This window comes from Streptomyces sp. SirexAA-E (assembly GCF_000177195.2).
Lineage (GTDB): Bacteria > Actinomycetota > Actinomycetes > Streptomycetales > Streptomycetaceae > Streptomyces > Streptomyces flavovirens.
Genome location: NC_015953.1, coordinates 155,962 through 174,245 on the forward strand (window position 1 = coordinate 155,962; position 18,284 = coordinate 174,245).

9 protein-coding genes are annotated in these 18,284 nt (G+C 73.1%); 5 read left to right on the top strand and 4 right to left on the bottom strand.

The genetic code is table 11. The features are described from left to right. Window positions 1-9: 9 nt before the first annotated feature. The 4 genes from SACTE_RS00640 to SACTE_RS00655 all read right to left on the bottom strand — a co-directional run bounded on the left by SACTE_RS00640 (window position 10) and on the right by SACTE_RS00655 (window position 3,920). The gene (locus SACTE_RS00640) at window positions 10-927 is read right to left on the bottom strand and encodes an amidohydrolase family protein (protein WP_014044084.1); all 918 of its coding nucleotides are present in this window, start codon (window positions 925-927) and stop codon (window positions 10-12) included. A 20-nt stretch (window positions 928-947) separates the two neighbouring features. After that, entirely contained in the window at window positions 948-1,631 is a 684-nt protein-coding gene (ligK, locus tag SACTE_RS00645; protein ID WP_014044085.1) for a 4-carboxy-4-hydroxy-2-oxoadipate aldolase/oxaloacetate decarboxylase, read from the bottom strand. Window positions 1,632-1,710: 79 nt separating this feature from the next. Then, window positions 1,711-2,736 (bottom strand): amidohydrolase family protein, encoded by a 1,026-nt coding sequence (locus SACTE_RS00650; protein WP_014044086.1) that lies wholly within the window; start codon window positions 2,734-2,736, stop codon window positions 1,711-1,713. Next, on the bottom strand, window positions 2,733-3,920 hold the full coding sequence (locus SACTE_RS00655; protein WP_014044087.1) for a 4-oxalomesaconate tautomerase: 1,188 nt from the start codon (window positions 3,918-3,920) through the stop codon (window positions 2,733-2,735). The genes SACTE_RS00650 and SACTE_RS00655 overlap by 4 nt, the downstream gene beginning before the upstream one ends. A gap of 178 nt (window positions 3,921-4,098) precedes the next feature. Here SACTE_RS00655 and SACTE_RS00660 point away from each other — a divergent pair, with 178 nt between their 5' ends. The 5 genes from SACTE_RS00660 to SACTE_RS00675 all read left to right on the top strand — a co-directional run bounded on the left by SACTE_RS00660 (window position 4,099) and on the right by SACTE_RS00675 (window position 18,181). Further along, window positions 4,099-4,779, top strand: coding sequence for a GntR family transcriptional regulator (locus SACTE_RS00660; RefSeq protein ID WP_014044088.1), 681 nt, complete (start codon window positions 4,099-4,101; stop codon window positions 4,777-4,779). A 510-nt stretch (window positions 4,780-5,289) separates the two neighbouring features. Then, entirely contained in the window at window positions 5,290-5,424 is a 135-nt protein-coding gene (locus tag SACTE_RS35350; protein ID WP_014044089.1) for a hypothetical protein, read from the top strand. Next, window positions 5,421-5,786, top strand: a complete 366-nt coding sequence (locus tag SACTE_RS00665) for a hypothetical protein (RefSeq protein ID WP_014044090.1) — start codon at window positions 5,421-5,423, stop codon at window positions 5,784-5,786. The genes SACTE_RS35350 and SACTE_RS00665 overlap by 4 nt, the downstream gene beginning before the upstream one ends. Further along, entirely contained in the window at window positions 5,787-17,312 is an 11,526-nt protein-coding gene (locus SACTE_RS00670) for a hypothetical protein (RefSeq protein ID WP_014044091.1), read from the top strand. Window positions 17,313-17,575: 263 nt separating this feature from the next. Beyond that, window positions 17,576-18,181 carry a GPP34 family phosphoprotein gene (locus tag SACTE_RS00675; protein ID WP_014044092.1) on the top strand — a complete coding sequence of 202 codons (606 nt, stop codon included), beginning with the start codon at window positions 17,576-17,578 and terminating at the stop codon, window positions 18,179-18,181. The last annotated feature ends 103 nt before the right edge of the window (window positions 18,182-18,284 follow it).

The following is an 18,284-nucleotide window of genomic DNA, read 5'->3' on the forward strand; positions in this document are numbered from 1 at the left end:
CAGGTGACGTCAGCGGGCCTCTTCCGGCCAGTACAGACGCATGGGGTTGTCGACCAGCAGGGCCTGCTGCCGGGCCGACGTGGTCGCCACGTGGGGGATGTGGTCGACGAGCAGCCCGTCGTCGGGCATGTGGTCCTTGAGGTTCGGGTGGGGCCAGTCGGTGCCCCACAGGGCGCGGTCGGTGAACTCGTCGACGACCTTCCGGGCGAAGGGCACCACGTCCCGGTAGGCGTGCCGCTCGCCGTCCAGGGCGCGCGGTCCGGTCACGGTCAGACGCTCGGGGCAGGAGACCTTCACAAGGACGTCGTTGGCCTCCACGAAGCGCAGGAAGCGAGCGAACTCGGGCCCGTCCGGGCTCCGGGTGACGTCGGGGCGCCCCATGTGGTCGATGACGAGCGGCACCGGAAGGGAGGCGAAGAAGGTCTCCAGGTCGGGCAGGTCCGCCGCCTCGAAGTAGAGGACGACGTGCCAGCCCAGAGGCGCGACGCGGCGGGCGACGGCGGCCAGCACCTCGGTGGGCGCCGCGTCGGCCAGGCGCCTGACGAAGTTGAAGCGCACGCCGCGCACACCGGCGTCGTGCAGGCGCCGCAGTTCCTCGTCGCTGACGTCGGGGCGCACGGTGGCCACACCACGGGCCCGGTCGCCGGCCGTGAGCAGCGCGTCCACCAGGGCGCTGTTGTCGGCGCCGTGGCAGGTGGCCTGCACGATGACGTTGCGCGCGATCCCGAGGTGGTCCCGCAGGGCGAACAGGTCGTCCTTGGAAGCGTCGGCGGGCGTGTACTTGCGCTCGGGAGCGAAGGGGAACTCGGCGGCGGGACCGAAGACGTGGCAGTGGGCGTCGACGGCACCCGGCGGCAGGGCGAAGACGGGTTCGCTGGGATCGGGGTGCCGGTCGAGCCAGCCGGGGGTGACGGTGAAATCAGTCATGGCGGGTTCTCCTCGGGGCGTCAGTCGACGTAGGTCAGGCCGAGCTCGGCCAGGGGGCCGCGCATGGCGTACAGGTCGAGTCCCAGCTCGCCGGACCGGAAACGCTCACGCTTGCCCTCTTCCGCGGCCTCGCGCTTCGCGGCCGCCTCGGCGACCTCGGCGGCCCGTGCGGCGGGGACGACCACGACACCGTCGGCATCCGCGACGATCACATCGCCGGGGGTGACCAGTGCGTTGGCGACGACGACGGGGACGTTGACCGAGCCGAGGGTGGCCTTGACGGTGCCCTTGGCGTTGACCGCGCGGGAGAAGACGGGGAAGTCCATCCGGCGCAGGTCGTCGATGTCGCGGCAACCGCCGTCGATGACCAGGCCCTCGGCCCCGCGGGCGCGCAGCGAGGTGGCGAGCAGTTCCCCGAAGAAGCCGTCCTCGCTCTGGGTGGTGCAGCCCGCGACGACGACATCGCCCTCGCGCACCTGCTCGGCCGCCACGTGCAGCATCCAGTTGTCGCCGGGCTGGAGGAGGACGGTGACGGCCGTACCGCAGAGCCTCGCCCCCTCGTAGACGGGGCGGATGTAGGGGCGCATCAGGCCGAGCCGGCCCATGGCCTCGTGCACGGTGGCGACCCCGAACCCGGACAGCGCCTCGACCACCGACCGGTCGGCGCGTTCGATGTTCCGGTGGACGACTCCGAGGTGGTGCATGGTGCGGCTCCTTCTCTGAGGGGACGGGGACCGGCGCGGGCGGCGCCCGTCCGTCCCCCGCTCACGGGGTGGGGGGGGTTCAGCGGCCTCGGGCGGTCAGGCGGGCGTCCAGCGCGGGGTAGACCCGACGGGCGTTGCCCTCCTCGACGGCGACCAGGTCCTCGGGGGACAGTCCCGCCTTCTCGATGTAGCGGCGGGTGTCGTCGAAGTGGTGGCCCGTGCGCGGGTCGACGCCACGGACGGCGCCGATCATCTCCGAGGCGAAGAGGACGTTGTCCACGGGGATCACGTCCAGCAGCAGGTCGATGCCCGGCTGGTGGTAGACACAGGTGTCGAAGTAGACGTTGCGCAGGAGCGACTCCTCCGGTTCCGGCTTGCCGAGTGCCTGGGCCAGGCCCCGGAAGCGGCCCCAGTGGTACGGCACGGCGCCGCCGCCGTGCGGCACGACCAGGCGCAGACCGGGGAAGTCGGCGAACAGGTCCCCGGCCAGCAGCTGCATGAACGCGGTGGTGTCGGCGTTGAGGTAGTGCGCCCCGGTGGTGTGGAAGGCCGGGTTGCAGCTGCTGGAGACGTGCACCATGGCGGGCACGTCCAGTTCGACGAGCTTCTCCCACACCGGGTACCAGGAGCGGTCGGTCAGAGGGGGCGCGGTCCAGTGGCCACCGCTGGGATCCGGGTTGAGGTTGACGGTGACCGCTCCCAGGTCCCGTACGGTCCGCTCGATCTCCGGGACCACGGTGGCCGGGTCCACCCCGGGCGACTGCGGCAGCATCGCCCCCGGGACGAAACGGTCGGGATACAGCTCGGAGACGCGGTGGCAGAGGTCGTTGCAGATGCGCGCCCAGGCCGAGGAGGTCGCGAAATCGCCTATGTGGTGTGCCATGAACGAGGCGCGGGGGGAGAAGACGGTGACGTCTATACCCCGTTCGTCCATCAGCCGTAGCTGGTTGGTCTCGACGGACTCGCGGATCTGGTCGTCGCTGATGACCGGACCGGCCGGGTCCGGAGCCTGCACCGGGTCGGTGAGCGCGGCGGCCTGGGCGTCACGCCACTGCCCGAGCGGTGCGGGGGCCGTGGTGTAGTGGCCGTGGATGTCGATGATCACGAGGACTTCTCCTGAGCGGTGGGAGCCGGGTCCCAGACGGAACGGGGAACGAGCACGTCGCCGGCCATGAGCAGGCGGGCGGTGCGCAGCAGCGCGGAGCGTGTGACCCGGCGGGGGTCATCGGGGTCGCGGCCCAGGATCACGTCGAGCGCGCCGGACGGGTGCTCGACGCGGACGGTGGGCTCCGTGCCGGACACGGCGGCGGCCACGTCGTGGGCGACGGTGCCTTCGAGTACGGAGGCGGTGGCGGCGGTGACGGCGGCCAGCACGCCGATGGACTGGTGGCACACCCGGGGGATGAGGCTGCGGGTGGAGAGGATGCCGCCGTCGCGCGGCGGCGCCACCAACGTCATCTTCGGGTAGTTCCGCTCCGTCACGTCTCCCAGGCCCATGGCCTCGCCGCACACCAGGCGCAGTGCCTCCACCCTGGCCCGGAGGTCCTCGTCCGCGTCGATCTCCTCCGGTGTCTCGTAGCCGGTGGCTCCCAGGCGCTCGGCGGCGACGATCGCCAGAGGCTGGCCGTTGTCGATCAGGGTGACGTCGACGGAACCCGTCCCGGGCACCTCGACGGTGTCCCGCACCCGCCCGGTGGGCAGGAGGGAACCGGCGACGGAGCCGGCGGTGTCCAGGAACGCGATCTCGATCGGAGCGGCACCGCCGGGGACTCCGTCGATGCTGACCGGGCCCTCGTAGGAGACGTACCGCTCCCCCGACGGGGCCGCCGGGGTGTCCACGGTGATCTCGGCGACCATGCCGGTGTTGCGGGTGAGCACGCGGGCGGTGGTGCGGTCCCCGGTGGGTGTGACCATGCCGGTCTCGACGGCGAACGGCAGTACGGCGGCGAGCATGTTGCCGCAGTTGGACGACGTGTCGACGTCCTTGCCGCCGGGCTGCACCTGGGCGAAGGTCCACTCCAGGTCGTTGGCGGCGTCCGTGGCCGGGCGCACGAGACCGATCTTGCTGGTGAGGGGGTGCGCGCCGCCGATGCCGTCGATCTGCCGCGGGTCCGGTGAGCCCATCACCGCCAGCAGGACGGCATTCCGGAGGCCGGGGTCGTCGGGCAGCCGACGTGCGTCGAAGAACGGCCCCCGTGATGTACCGCCCCGCATGAACAGGCACGGAATCGCGGTCTGGGAGCCGCGACTGGTGACCTCTGGGGCCCAGGGGGCCGCTACGGCGGGCATGGCCGACTCCTTCGTGATCGGGGTATGCAGAGGAAGCTAAATCATCAACGAGATTGTTGACAAGATGTTCGATAAAATTGTCGACCTAGGGGGACTCGGGTGCGGGCACGTCTCGTCCGCACACTAGGGTTCTCCCTGCAGGAGAACCGCCGATGAGACGACGGAAGAGGTCGACCGAGTGACGGACAGGCTCACGGGTGCCGCCGGCCGCCAGTACGTGGCGGACGCCATCAGGTACGCTCTGCGCTCCGGTGACCTGGTCCCTGGGCAACGGCTCGTCGAGAACGACCTCGCCGAGTCCTACGGGGCGACCCGGGGCGCCGTCCGTGAGGCACTGCAGGACCTCGCCGCCGAGGAGATCCTCGAGATCGTCCCCCGCCGGGGGGCCCGGGTGCGCACGGTCTCCGTGGAGGAGGCCATCCAGATCACGGAGTGCCGCTCGGCACTGGAGCAGTTGTGCGCCCAGAAGGCGGCGACACGGGCGAACGAGGAACAGCGGGCGGAGCTGAGACGCATCGGGGCCGACATGCGCCGGGCCGTCACCGACGGCGCGTGGGATGCCTATTCGGCCCTCAACCAGCGGCTGCACGAACTGGTCATCGAGGCCAGTGGCCAAGAGGTCGCCCGGCGCCACCTCGACCGGCTGAACGGACCGATGGTGCGTTTCCAGTTCCGGCTGGCCCTGCGGCCCGGACGCCCCGCGCAGTCCCTGCCGCAGCACTTGGCCATCATCGACGCGGTGGTCAGCGGTGACGCCCCGGCGGCCGCCCGGGCCGCCGCGGCGCACCTGGACGACGTGATCGAGCAACTGCGGTCCTCAGCCGTCCCCTCACCCACCCAGGCCCCGCCCCGCGCCTGACCGGCCCCGGGCGTGGGTGTGCGTGCGCCGGGGGCACTCCGAGACGACGGCCAGGGCGCCGAACGAGGCGCGTCCGGGCCGCCACGAGGCGCGTCCGGGCCGCCGAACGGTCTCCGGGGGCCGCGGAGAAGTACGCGCTCGTGGTCGCCGCCCCCACACGCCGCGGATGTCGAGGAGTGATCCCTCCGCCCGTCCGACGTCGCTGACGAACGGCACGTCAGGCCCCCGTCGAGCGACTCGTCGAGTGTCTGCTGCTCTCGTGGTCGACGTCCCGTCACGCAGAACCGCAGGCGCGGAGCGGGCATACACGGGTGCGACGCAAGCATGGACCGGGAGTGGTGAACGGCCGGACAACGGTCAGGGGCGCGGCCGTGAATGCTGGCGGAGGGTCCGTCTCCCCGCCCGCCGGAGCGCTCCGGGAGGCGGGTCTCCGTGCTTACGATCCGTCGGACCAACACCTCGGGCAGCGGCGTCTGTTCGGGCGTACACGGCTCCAGGAGAGAGGCCCCCATGACCGTCACAGCGATGGCCGGACCGTGCCGCACGCCCTTCCGCGCTCCGGCCCGGGCCATCGGCCTCACCGCCCCCGCCGACGCACCCGCGGCCGGTCCGCGGCCTGTCCAGGAGCAGGGCGTCCGGGGATGAGCGGGGTGTACGAGGCGGACCCGAGCGGTCTGCGGCGCAGCGTCGAGGAGATGAAGAGCCTGCCCGTCCTGGCCAAGCGGATGGTGCGGGACTTCCGGCACCAGGAGAGCGCCTACACGGCCTGGCCCGGCTGGACGGACGACTTCGCTCTCCAGGTACGTCCGCGGTACCAGCGGAACAACACGTACTGCGCCGACGTCGTCCAGGGACTGTACGAGGCGCTGGACGCACTGGTCTCGGCGACGCTCGCCAACCTGGAGAACATCGAGAGCACCCGCACCGACGCCACCGAACGGATCGAGGCCCACGGCAGGAGAACGCACGAGGGCTCCCAGGTCCAAGGCGGGCAGGGGAAGCACTGAGTGCGGGAGATCGATTTCCCCGAGGACGTCAGGAAGATGCTCTGGGTCCTGCTCGGCGAGATGCCGTTGCAGGCCAGGGAGAACCTGGCCTGGAACAGCCGTGACCTCTACCTCGACCTGGCGAAACGGGTCCTCGAACTGCGCGGTGCCATACAGCAGTCCGTGCGCAACGCCGGCCACGCGCTTCCGGAGGACGTCGCACGTGGGTACACCCAGGGGCTGTCCCTGCTGACGGGCGACGGAGGGGTCGACCGGCTCCAGGGGTTCGTCGATCAGCTGGACGACATGGCGCGCGGTCAGATCGACTACTCGATGAAGATCCAGGAGTCGAAGTGGGAGATCATCGCCGAGATCGTCATGCTCCTGATCGAGCTGGCCTTCCTGGCCGCCTTGGCGTTCTTCACGGGCGGCACCTCGATCTCCCAGATGGCTCTGGCCCGGGCACGCAGCAGGCTGGCACTGCTGATGATCATCGACCGGCTGCTGCGGATGACCCACCTCGCACCCGCGCTCAGCGAGGCCTTCGTCGAGGCGATCCAGACGCTGGCGGTCAAGCTCACCCAGATCGCGGTCAATCCGCCGGGCCGCAGGCCGTCGGGCATCGACTGGGGTGATGTCGGCAAGGCGGCGGCCTTCGGTGCCCTCGGGGGTGTCTTCGGGAGCGTCTTCGGACACTTCTCGAACCATTTCAAGAACTGGTTCGGAAAAGGGGGCGGCCAGTACCTCGACCACCTGAACATCGACATCCCGAAGCGGAATCCCGTTCTGTCCAAGGGACTCAACGACGCGTACGACGTCCCGGCGGTCTTCGTCGTCTCGGGACTCAGCGAGACGCTCGCGGAGGTGCTGGTCACCGGACTCTTCGACGGGACGTGGGAGTTCAAGTGGGAGACCTTCGTGGGGTCCGGCACCAGCGGGGTGTTCGGCATGTACGCCGAGTCGGCGGTCGGCCGAGGAGCGCTCTGGCTGAACGACAAGTTCCCCGCTCCGCCGGTGGCTTCCGGCAGGCTCAATGATCCGCCGCGGACGGGCGGTACCCCCGGCGACGGGCCGGTCGCGCGTACGGCGCCGTCCACGGGGCCCGGGGCCGGCCCCGGCACGGTCATGGGACGCGGCCTGCACCTGACCACGACACCTCCGGGCACCCCGCCCCCTCCCGTGACCGTGCCGTTGCCGGCCGTGCCGCCCGCGTCGCTGTCCCCGGCGCCCGAGGCACCACCGGCGGCCCCGTCCCCGCTCGCCACGACGTCCGTGGCGCCCACGGCGTCCGGCGCGCCCACGACGCCCGCGCCGTCCACGCCTCTGACGTCCACTCCGCTCGCCACGTCCTCGCGGACGGTCGACGGGCCCGCATCGACGCCCGTCCCGACGCCGCCGGACGGTGTCCGAAGCGGTCCGTCGGACACGGCCCGGCTCGCAAGTGGTGCGTCGGTGCCGTCCTGGGGCTCCGCGCCCGTTTCGCAACGGTCCGTGCTGCCGCCGCTCGCCGAGACGCTTCTGCCCCCTCCGGAGTCCGTAGGCGACGACGCGGTGGCACCTACGGAGGCGATACGGCCGACGGCCGGTCCGGGCGCGGCAACCGGGGCCCCGCAGCGGTCGGCCGAGGTGACGGAGACGAGCGTCGACGACACGGAGGCCACCCTCGGCAGGGAGCCGTCCGGGGCTCCGGCCACCGTGCCGCACGTCCCGGTGTCGGCCTCGCCCACCGCTTCGGCGGACCCTTCTCCCCCGCCCGCGCGAAGAGCGCCCGGCGTGGACCGGACCGGCCCGGCCGATGAGCCGGGGCGGGAACTCCCCGCCGATTCCGGGGCCACCGATGCCGGGGCCGCCCGTTCCGGGGCCGCCTACTCCGAAACCACCCGTTCCGGGGCCGCCTACTCCGAAACCACCCGTTCCGGGGCCGCCGGCTCCGAGACCGCAATCACTGGTGCGGCGCCGCCGAGCGCACCGGCCGTGGCGCCGGACTCCGCCTCCGCCGCCCTGTCCGTAACACCGGCGTCGCCGATTCCCACCACGTCGGCCACGGGTGTGCCGGGCCCGGCCTCCCCCGTGTCCGCCTCGTCCCCGGCCGTTCCCGCCACCACCTCGCCCGTCTCCGGGCCGGGCACTCCCCCCGCCCCGTCGGCCGCATCCACACCGCCGTCGCCGGACATGCGCTCCGGGGGAGAGCAGGAGCCGTCCGGGGCAGCGGCCCCGGACGGCCTCGCGGCCACGGAGAGTCCGGAGGCTTCCGGGGCCCCGGGGCGCGGGGCCCTCGGATCGCCCGCCTGGGAGGCGGCGCGTGCCGGGGCGGTGCCGGAGGCACGCTCGCACACCTGGGTCGATCCGCTGTCGACGCCGCCCGACCCGCAACGGCCAGGGCGGACGACCCAGTTCGTGGTGAGGTCGAAGTTCGACGTACGGCGCTTCGATGTGGGGGGCGAGCTGGTCACCGATCTGACCGTCCAGGTCGGCGTCGGCCGTTCCGGCCGGCTGCCGGAGGGCGTCTGGGAGAAGGTCGTCAGCGGTGTCGAGACGGTGTTCAACGCCCCCGGCCACCGGCTGCCGAACGGGGACCTTCTGCACGTGACCGTGGAGCGCGTCGAGAGGGATCCGCACCCCAACGGTCTCGACGTCCACCTCGTCGGCCGCGACCGGCAGATGACACGGTCCGCGTGGTGGGCGGACGCCGATCCCGTCGACTACGCCCACGAGATCTCGCACATGCTCGGCCTTCGCGACGAGTCCCGGCACGCGGTCGCACCGCACCGCCCGGACATCGAGGGAAGCCTCCTCGGGGACTACCGGCGCCCCGCGCCCCAGGGGCTCGCCCAGGGCGGCCTGCGCGGGCGCCACCTGGACCTGATCGCGGCACACATAGGGGACCCTCCCGCTGTCCGGCCCGCCACCACCGGGTCGACCCCCGCGACACCGGCACCCACCGCCGCCCCGGCCCCGATCACCGCCCCTGCCACCGCGCCCGCACCCGCGACGGCGACCGCGTCCGTCGCCGTGCGGCCGGCCACGGCCGGCCGTGCGCTCGGTGCCGAGCCGTACGCCCCCGTGCTCCCCGGCGCCAGGCCGCCCGTCCTGGACCGGAGCCTGCCCCGCCCGCTCGGCGGGCGCCGGGAGCCGGTCGACTTCGGCAACGGCACCCGGATGCCCGCCTACATCGACGACGTCGGCGAACTCGTCGGGGACGTGCCGCCCGACATCCTCCTCTCGCTGGTCTCCGGCGGCATGACCTTCGGACACAGCGACGTCGTGCTGCGCGGCACGGGGCAGGCACTGGCCGAGATCGGCCGGGTACTGGCGGAGGGCGGTGACACCGTGCGGCCCGCGCCGCCGGGGAAGGGCCGGCCGACCGGGTCGGCCCTGATGGACGACGTCACGTACGCGTTCACGCACGAGCCCAAGACGCTGGCCGGGGACGGGCGTGTCTTCCCGTACACGGCGCGGGACGGCGGTGTGCGGAAGCTGGCGGTCACCGTGCGCCACTACGGCGACTGGGAGCAGTTCACCGATACGTACGGCAGTCCCGTGAAGGTGGACGGGATGCACCGTTCGGTCGCGGCGGCCGGACAGAACAAGACCATGCAGTCGGTGACCCAGATGGCTCTGGGCGGGCCCGTCGGGCCGGTGGGGGCGGCGGCGTTCAGCGGTTTCGGACGGATCGGTCTGCGGCTCGGCCGGACCGACCGGGTGGGGTACGGACAGACCGAGCAGGGGACGACCCAGACGGAGACGCGTTCGCTGGACGGCTCCCGGGTCTACCTGGACCACGTGTACTACGAGCTGCGGGTGACCGACGCGGAGGGCCGGACCGTGACCGGCGCCGGGCCCGCCCTCCGCGGGTTCGCGGTGCGGGACGGGCTGTCCGTGCGGCTGCCGGACAGTGTGACGAGCACCAAGGCCGCCCCCGGGCGCATCCCCCGCTCCATGGAGCTCGACCGGCAATCGTCCTACCGGCTGGTCAGGACGGAGGGCTTCGGGCCGGTCTCCCGGATGCGGGACTGGGCGGCGCAGGAGATCGGCGTGGCACCGGGCAGCACCGCCTACGGTGAACTGAACTCCTTCTTCTCCTCGTTGAGCTTCCAGCGGCAGAGCCCCGCCCTGTCGAGGGGCCGCGTCACCACCGTCCCGCTGTTCGCCGACGACAAGGCCCGCACGCCCCTGGGTGTCTTCGTCGTCGACGTCGTGCCGGGCCGGGCGACGCTGATCACGGAGACGGCCGACGCCGAGATGCGCGACATCAACACCCTGACCGTGCGCAACGACCGGAGTCTCCAGAAGACGGCGGCGGTCGGCATCGACGGGGTCGCGGGCCCGGCCTTCAACTTCTTCGACCTGGCGGACAGCACCCTCAATCTCCGGCTCCAGTTCGGCGGGGCGTTCCGCTGTCTCTTCTCCGTGTCACGCACCGCGGGACTGGGCGGATCGGGGGCGATCAAGTCGGCCGGCCAGGTCAAGGGCGACCTCACCGGCCTCTATCTGGTCCGCAAGACGGTCCACGTCCAGCTCAGCGGCAGCGCCACCCCGCCCCGGCAGTTCCACACGTGGAGCGTCGACCGGATGACCCGTACGGAGGCGCGGCGGCTGGCCGGCTGGGACGACGGGCTGCGGCGTGCGCTGCGGACGGGAGCGCCCGAGCCGTTCGCCCCCGCGTACCTGACCCGGGACAGGCCGCACACCCTGGGCATGCACCGGGTGGAGGAGTTCGCCTTCGACGACGGTACGAGGACGGGACCGCCGGGCCCCGCGGGGCAGCGGCGCACCCTTCTGGACTCCTTCGCCGACGAGGTGCTGACCGTGCTCGCGGAGGCGTACCCGGGACTCGTCGCGCGGCTCGACCAGTTGGCGCCGCCGGAGCGCAGGACGTGGCGGGAGCGGACGGCGGCCCTGCTGGCCCCGTCCGGGCCGTCCGCCGGTGCGCGCGCCCTGCCGCCGCGGTGGCGCGACGACGACGAGTACCGTACGGCCCTCGCCAACACGCTCGAGGTGCTCACCGCCCTGTCGCACCGGAGCATGGCCGGGAATCTGGAGGCGCTGACCACGACCGGCATCCGGGTCCGCTTCGTCGAGCCGGGCCGGATCGGGCAGGGGCACCGGTACATATGGCTGCGCGGAGAGCTGACCAACCGTCGCTTCGAGGGTGTGCAGGACGACTTCAAGCTGCGCTACAGCTCGGTCGGTGTGGAGCGGGTGGACGGGCAGAAGAGCGCCAAGCGCCTCGGGGAGGCGGGTGTCGAGGGGCTGCTCGCCTTCCGCGACCCGATGGCGGACGACATCGGCGCCCCGCACAACGCGGGCGGGCCGAGCGCCGGTGTGCGCTGGGGGTGGCAGTCGGACGACGAGACCAGCTTCGGCGCGACGGCCACGTACGAGCCGATGACGGTGAGCGCCGGGCCTTCGCACCTCTACCGCTACGACCTCTCGCTGACCGTGGACCGCGGCGGGTACTGGCGCTTCCGCGGCCTGCTGCGCGGGGCCGCGACGCTGGGTCTGCTGGGGACCCAGCCGTTCGTCTTCCGGCAACCGCTGGACCTGCTCATCGGGACGACGCCCGGCGGCCGTACGGTCGGTGGGGGCCCCCGGACCGGGCAGGTGCTCATCAGCATCCCGGGCTCGCACGCCCCCGCCGTGGACCCGCACGGCCGGGGGGCGGCCAACCCCTACACGGCCGTCGCCACGCAGCCGGTGCGCACGCTGCGGCCCGACCGGGCACGGGCGCTGGCGCTGGGCGATCTGTCCCGGCCCGGGAGCCTGGTGCGCGCCGCCGACCTGGTGGGTGAGGCGGGCCCGGTGACACCGGACGGCCGGGGTTCGCGGATGTTCCGGGAGTTGCAGAACCATCCGTTCCTGACCGTCGGTGTCGTGCCCTCCCCCGCGCTCGTCGCGGCGCTGGGGCAGGTCATGACCTCCGGGTCGGGCGGCGCGTGGCAGCTCACCGAGGAGGGCGCGCCCACCCGCGAGGCGGTGCTCCGGGCCTTCCAGGCCCAGTACCTGACGGCCAACTTCGACCAGAGTTCCGGACCGCTGGGCTGGAGTGCCTCGGGGCTGATGGGCAAGGGCCCGTACGCCACTCTCTGGGCGACCTTCCGGCATCTGACGGCGGTGGACGGCATCCGGGCGCTGACCGGAGCGGTGCCGATGGACACGGAGATGGTGCTCGGCGGCAGCGGCCAGTCGGCCGGCAAGCTCACCAGGACCCGCACCTTCTTCACCGGCGGGCAGATCGTCTACGCCCGCTCCCACGCGACCGGGCCCGGACTGCTCGGCACGTACGGCCTGGTCGCCTCCCCGTGGTCGACGGCCGACCAGACGAGCAGGACCGTGGCCCGCTCCTTCGTCCACGACATGAACCGCAAGGGCTTCGGCCATCAGGTACTCGTGTCGGGCACCGCCGAGCACTGGCTGGCGCTGACGTCCAGCCTGCTGGGCTCCGGAGCCGCGGGCAGGCCGCTGGTGCCCGACCGGCTGGCCGCGGCGGCCGGGCGGATGACGACCGTGCCCGGCGGCTGGCTGGCCCACGTACCGGAGAAGAGCGCCCACCTCGTGGGGCTGATCGAGGACGGCATGGGCGAGGTGCCGCGCTACACCCAGGCCCGCTGGTCCCCGCAGCCATGGCTCAGGGAGAACAACTTCGGCACGTACGCCGTCAACGCGCTGGACCCGTCGACGGTGCTCGCCGCGTTCGAACGGCGGGTGGCCACGCTCGGTCTCGACGACGCGGGCCGGGAGCGGGTACGCACCCTGGTCTCGTCACGGGTCATGCGGTCCCTGGACAAGGAGATGACGGGGGGCGGCGCGTCAGTTCCCGCCCGCACCGGGGCGTGGGGGTGGCACAGCATCCGCCTCGGCAAGCGGCAGATCCGGATCCGGGTCCAACTCGTGCCCGGTGAGGCGGTGTTCACGATGCTGGATCACAGCGTGGAGATGGAGGAGAACCGGCGGGCGATCGAGACGGTCACCGAGAGCGCGGAGTCCACGAAGGGCGCCGACTTCGGATACCTCGTCGGCGAGGCGGTGCACACGGAGAACTCCACGGCGGTGGCCGCGGGCCCCACCTTCACGGAGACCGGCTCCGGCCGGAAATCCAGCGGCCAGAGCCGTACCGAGTCCACCCTGACCGTGTTCCGGGTGGCCTCGACGGAACCGTACGCGGAGATCGCGACGCCCTACACCCTCCGGATCACACTGGAGGCGGACGATCCGCCGCCGGAGGGGCGAGGCACGGTACGCACCGGGTTCGACCGGTTCCGGGGCAAGCGGGTCCTCACCGAGGAGGGGCCCGCCGGGACCCTGCGGGAGCACGTCCCCCTGAGTCTGATGGCCCCCGACACGGATCCGGGCGCGGACCTGCTGGACGCCCCGGACCTGACGGCGCTCGCCGCGCCCCGGCAGGACGTCTCGCCGTATGTGTTGGGGCCCGACACCCTGCACGGGGACGGTTCCCTGAAACCGTTCCGCTTCCCCGACACCGGCTTCGACGTGCGCCGGATCGTCGGTCTCACCGACATCCAGGTCGCGAACACCTACGCGCTCGCCCTCTCGTACGACGCGGGGTTCTCCATGGACGGGCCCGACGCGCCCCGCCGGGCCCGGGACACCGGGCTGACCCGGCTCGGCACGGCATCCGCCCAGGCGCTGGAGGACGGAACCGGCAACGCCGCCCTGACGGCGTACTACCACCGGGCGACGATGCCGCAGGGTTACGGCATCCCGGGTCTGAGCGAGAAGAACATCGTCGGCGACGAAAGGGCTCAGCTCGACCTGTACGCCAAGCCCGACTTCAGCCGTGCCCGGCTGCTGACCGTCGCCGACGGCAAGAAGATGGAGATGCTCCGGCGGACAGGGGTCGGCGCCGCGGCGACCGTCGGCCGGGAGAACGCCCAGGACTCCGCGCTCGGGGCCGGTGTCCTGATCAGCTCCGACAAGACGGGGCTCCACCAGCTGGGCGGGTCGGGCACCGGTCCCTACGCCGCCGAAGGCGACGCGCTGCCCACCTCGGCGGACCAGCTGACCTCCATCAACACGAAGCCCAAGACGGGGCGGGTCTTCCTGTTCGCGGTCCCCACCTCCTGGCTGAGCGTCGCCGACGTACGACGGGGCGTCAAGGACAGCCGGGTCGGGCGCTTCGTCGGCGGCACCTTCGGCCACGTCCGGCCCGGTCCGAAGGCCGTGAGTTCCCAGGCGTACGCCCTGGCCTGGGTCAGGGACGACGTCGCCAGGGAGCTCGGGCTGATCGACGACACGAACTTCCCCGCCCGGGTGGGCGCCGCGTGGGACGCCGTCGGCAGCGCGAGCAAGGCGTGGGTCGACGCCGACAAGGCGTACTGGAAGAAGCGGCGGGCGGCGATCGGCCTGCGGGAGGAGCGGGACGCCGCACGGGTCACCCTCGCCGACGCGGAGAGGTCCGCCGAGGCGGACCGCCGGCGCCTGGCCGCGGCCGGCCGGGCCGCCGAGGGGCCCCGCAACGCCCTGGCGGCGGCGACGGCCCGCCGGAACGAGGTGCGGGCGCAAGTGGGGGCGGCCCGGACAGAACTCGACGCGCTCGTGGAGTCGGCCGGCGAAGTCGCTCACGAAGGCTGGGCCGACCTGATGCGTGAGCAGATCGCGGCGGTCCGCGGCACGCTTGCCGCCTCCGAGGCGCGACTGCGGGCCGCCGAGGCACGGATGGCCGCCCTGCGCGGGCCTGCGGAGGAGGCCGACCGCGCCGTGGGCCGTGCCGAGGAGGCGGTGGCCGCCGCGGCGCTCCGCGTCGCGGCGGCCACCCGCCGGCGCGATGCCGCCGTCACCGCCTTCGACAACCGGCGCGCCCTGCTCGACGCCCTGAGGACGACGGCGGAGACCGCGGCGGCGGAGTACCACCGGGTGCGGGCGGCGACCGACCAGCTCACCCGCTGGCACCAGGAAGCGGCCACCGCCGAGGGCCGGGCCCGCCTCGCGGGGCGGCCGGAGCCCCCGGCCGTCAGCCACCGGAAGCCCGCCGCCGCTCCCCCGCCGCCCAAGCCGCCTGCCGCCACCCGGCCGCCGGTGTACACGAGGGCCGGCACCGGCGAGGGCTCCCGGCTGACCTCGCCCGACCACGTCACGTACGCCCTGCACGATGTGCCGGAGGACGGGGACGCCTTCCTGCACGCCCTGGTGGAGGGGCTGAGCAGGAGCGCGCCGGACCTGCTCACCGACCGGGGGGTGGACCTCGCGGACCGGCGGGCGGCGGTGGACACCGTGCGACGGGCGCTCGCGGCCAGGCTCATGGACCCGTCGGACGCGGACCTGCTCGACGCCGTCGCCCCGGACGTCACCGACACCTTCAGCGACGCCGAGGCCTCCGGGGCCGGGCTGCGGGGGTCCGGGCCGCTCGGGGAGAACACCCCCGGCGGCCGCGAGTTCGACGGGCTCGGCGGCCTGGTCCCGCACTCCGTGAACCTGGGTCCCGAAGCCCGGGCCGCGCTGGCCGTCGCCCAGTTGACGCGTCCGGGGAACACGGAGGGCGAGGCGGGCTGGGACCACGGGGCCGCGGACCTGCTGCCGGTGCTGGCCGCCCGGACGTTCGACGTCGACATCACGGTCGTGGACGGCGAAGGGCGCTTCCAGGACTTCGGCCCGGGCCCGTCCGACCCCACCGGGCACCTGGCGGGTTCGCTGGACGTACGGACGGGTGGCCCGAGACCGCGTGTGGTGCTGAGCCTGGTCGGCCGCCACTACCAGCTCGCGGTACGGGAAGCGGCGGTGGAGGTGACGGACGAGTCCGGTGCGGAGACCGAGGCGCCCTCGGCGAAGACCGCTGAGACGGCTGAGACGGCGAGGCCGACGGTCGACGTGGTCGATCCGGCGGGAGGGACGGTCGGGGCCGACTCCGGCGTGTCGGGTTCCGGGCCCCGGTTCGACCAGCCGAAGCACGGCCACAGAACCGATGAGCCGGGGCCGGAGCAGGCCCCGCCCGCCCCGCCGTCCCCGCCCGCTCCGCCGTCCCCGCCCGCTCCGCTTCCGCCTGGCGCTGCTGCCGCTGCCAGGGGGCGGCCGGTGCGGGTTCCGGGCACCGGGGAGTGCCTCTTCTTCTCGCTGATCGCCAGCGACCCCGCTCATGTACGCAGCCGACTGCCCGGCCTGGCGGAGTCCCACCCCGACGCGTACGCCTGGCTGGGCGACGCGAGCGGCGTACGCCGGGACCTGAGCGGCCGCGCGGTGGTCAGGTCCGCGACCCGGTACGAGCCGGGCGGCCCGGAGACCGCTGTCGTCAGCGCGATGCGCGAGGCCGTCCGGAGCTACCTGACCACGAGCGAAGGCCGGCTGCCCCAGTCCGTCATCGGCCAGCTGCGCCTGTCGACGGTGACGGAGTTCGGGCAGCGGATCGCGCGACTCCACCGGGCCGGGCTCGTTCCGCTGCTCGCGCACCACGGCGTGGACGCGGACGTGCTGGCCGACCGGTCGGAGGCGGGCCTGCGCGCGGAGCTGGCCGCCGTGTACCCGACGAGTACGGCCCCGCTGGACACCGTGGAGACCTACGCGGTCCTGGACGCCGTCTCCCATTGGGAGGACCGCTACATGACCGACGTCGGCGAGATCTTCCTGCCCCTGCTAGCCCACGCGTTCGAGGCCCGAATCGAGGTGGCGTGGAACGGCCGCCTGGCCGACACCCGCAGGGTCGGACCCAGCCGCGCGTCCCGAGTGATCGAGGTCCACTACAACGGCAGGGACCACTACGACGGAAGCACCGCGGAACCCACCGACCTGCTCGTCTTCGGCGAGAGCGTGGCTCCGAAACGCGTCGAGCCCGAGGAGCGGGACGCCGCCGGCGACGTACGGGTGAACCCGCTGTGGACGCCCCTGGACGAGGTCGACCCCGCCCTGCTGATCACCGGCAACAAGGACGCGGTCTGGATCTACACGGTGAACGCGGAGGGGCGGGTCCTGCTCGGCAGCGAACGGCCGAGCGCGATCGTCACGCCCGAACAGTTCGAGGCGCTGCTCGCAGGCATGCGGCGGGTGACCCCGGACCTGACGCCGGACGAGCTGCGGGACGACCTGGACGGGCTGGGGCACACGGGCATCGCGGCCCGCTTCGGTGAGTCAGGACGGTCGGACACCGGGATGAGCCGGATCTCCGGAGAATTCCGGTGGAGTCAGGAGCTGGAGCGGTGGACGGTGAACGACAAGTCGGGCCGCTACATGAGCGGGGCCGTCCGGCCCGGTCTCGATCCGGCCGTGGCGGCGGGCTGGCTGGGAGAGGTGGCGGGACTCTTCACGGAACGGCTGGGTGTGCGGGTGGTGCCCGAGCAGGTCAAGACCGCGTCCGCCGGTCCGCCCGATGCTCCGCCTCCCCCGCCGGCGCCCGTGGTGCCGGTCAAGGGGATGGTGTCGCTCGCGGAACTCGCCGCCGCCGGGGTGACGCTGTCTCTGTCCCAGTCCACGCAGGCCGCGCTGCTCGGTGACAAACTCCCCGTGGCCGAACTGGGGCTGACCTCGGAACAGCACCGGCTGGTGCGGGTGCAACGGGGCGAGCCCGACACGTCGGCGCCCGTACATCCGCTGCTCGGCTGACGGAGCCACAGCCGCCTGGCGCCCCGCGTGCTCCCGCCGGAGTGCGTCGGCCAGGGCGTGGGGAGCGGTCCGAAGACGGTGCGCGGCAGGGACCACCGCTTCCGGCCGGCGGCTTCTTCGAGCGGCACTCCGCCTTACGGCGGGGCTTCGGCCGCCTGGGGGGCGATACTGACCGTGACAGTCGCCTCGCCACCGGACCGGCTTCGGTACGCGCCCGGCCGGTGAGGACGCACCTTTCCCGATGTCTCCGAGGGGAGCCGTTCATGACCACGGCGAAAGACCTGTTCATCATCGCCATGGACCAGGGGCCGGAGCAGGCCGTGGGACAGGGCGACCTGTCGCTGGCACTCGCGGGAGCCGAGCTGATCGACCTCATCGGTACGGGGGACGTCGCCGTGGACGGCGACCGCATCGTGCCGGGTGGGCCGTCGGCGCCGGACGATCGGCTCCTCGAAGAGGCCGCGGCACAGCTCACCCGGCAACCGCCTTACGAGCGGATCGAGGACTGGTTGTGGCGCCGGGGCCAGGACCTCTCCGCCGCGTACCAGTCCGCGCTGGAGGAGGACGGCGAGCTGGCACGGAAGCGAGGTGGACCGCTGTCCTTCGGCTCGGAACGCGTGGAGCCGGTCGACACGGCCGGCCGCCGCCGGGCAGCCGGCCGCTGGGAGGAGAAGGAACCCGTCCTGGTCGCCCTCTCCGCCGTCGTGGGGATCGACGACGGTCGTTCCGACGACGAGGCCGGGCTCGACGACGAGGCGGTGACGACCGTGGTGGCCGCCGTGCACGACGCGGTGATGGAGCTGGAGGCCGTACGCCAGAGGCGGTCCATCGAGAACGCGGCTTTCGCCAACGTCTGGCGCGGGCCGTGAGCCGACCCGGCTCCGCCGTGGACCTCGTGGACGCGACGGCCTGCGCAGCCGCCACGGGGCCCGGACTCCGTGGCTCACCGGCCCGCGCGGGAGCGGCAAGCCG

Bases quoted from the DNA above. Each gene is read 5' to 3' on its own strand.
- SACTE_RS00640 (WP_014044084.1), bottom strand. From the start codon at position 927: ATGACTGATTTCACCGTCACCCCCGGCTGGCTCGACCGGCACCCCGAT.
- SACTE_RS00675 (WP_014044092.1), top strand. From the start codon at position 17,576: ATGACCACGGCGAAAGACCTGTTCATCATCGCCATGGACCAGGGGCCG.
- SACTE_RS00655 (WP_014044087.1), bottom strand. From the start codon at position 3,920: ATGCCCGCCGTAGCGGCCCCCTGGGCCCCAGAGGTCACCAGTCGCGGC.
- SACTE_RS00665 (WP_014044090.1), top strand. From the start codon at position 5,421: ATGAGCGGGGTGTACGAGGCGGACCCGAGCGGTCTGCGGCGCAGCGTC.
- ligK (WP_014044085.1), bottom strand. From the start codon at position 1,631: ATGCACCACCTCGGAGTCGTCCACCGGAACATCGAACGCGCCGACCGG.
- SACTE_RS35350 (WP_014044089.1), top strand. From the start codon at position 5,290: ATGACCGTCACAGCGATGGCCGGACCGTGCCGCACGCCCTTCCGCGCT.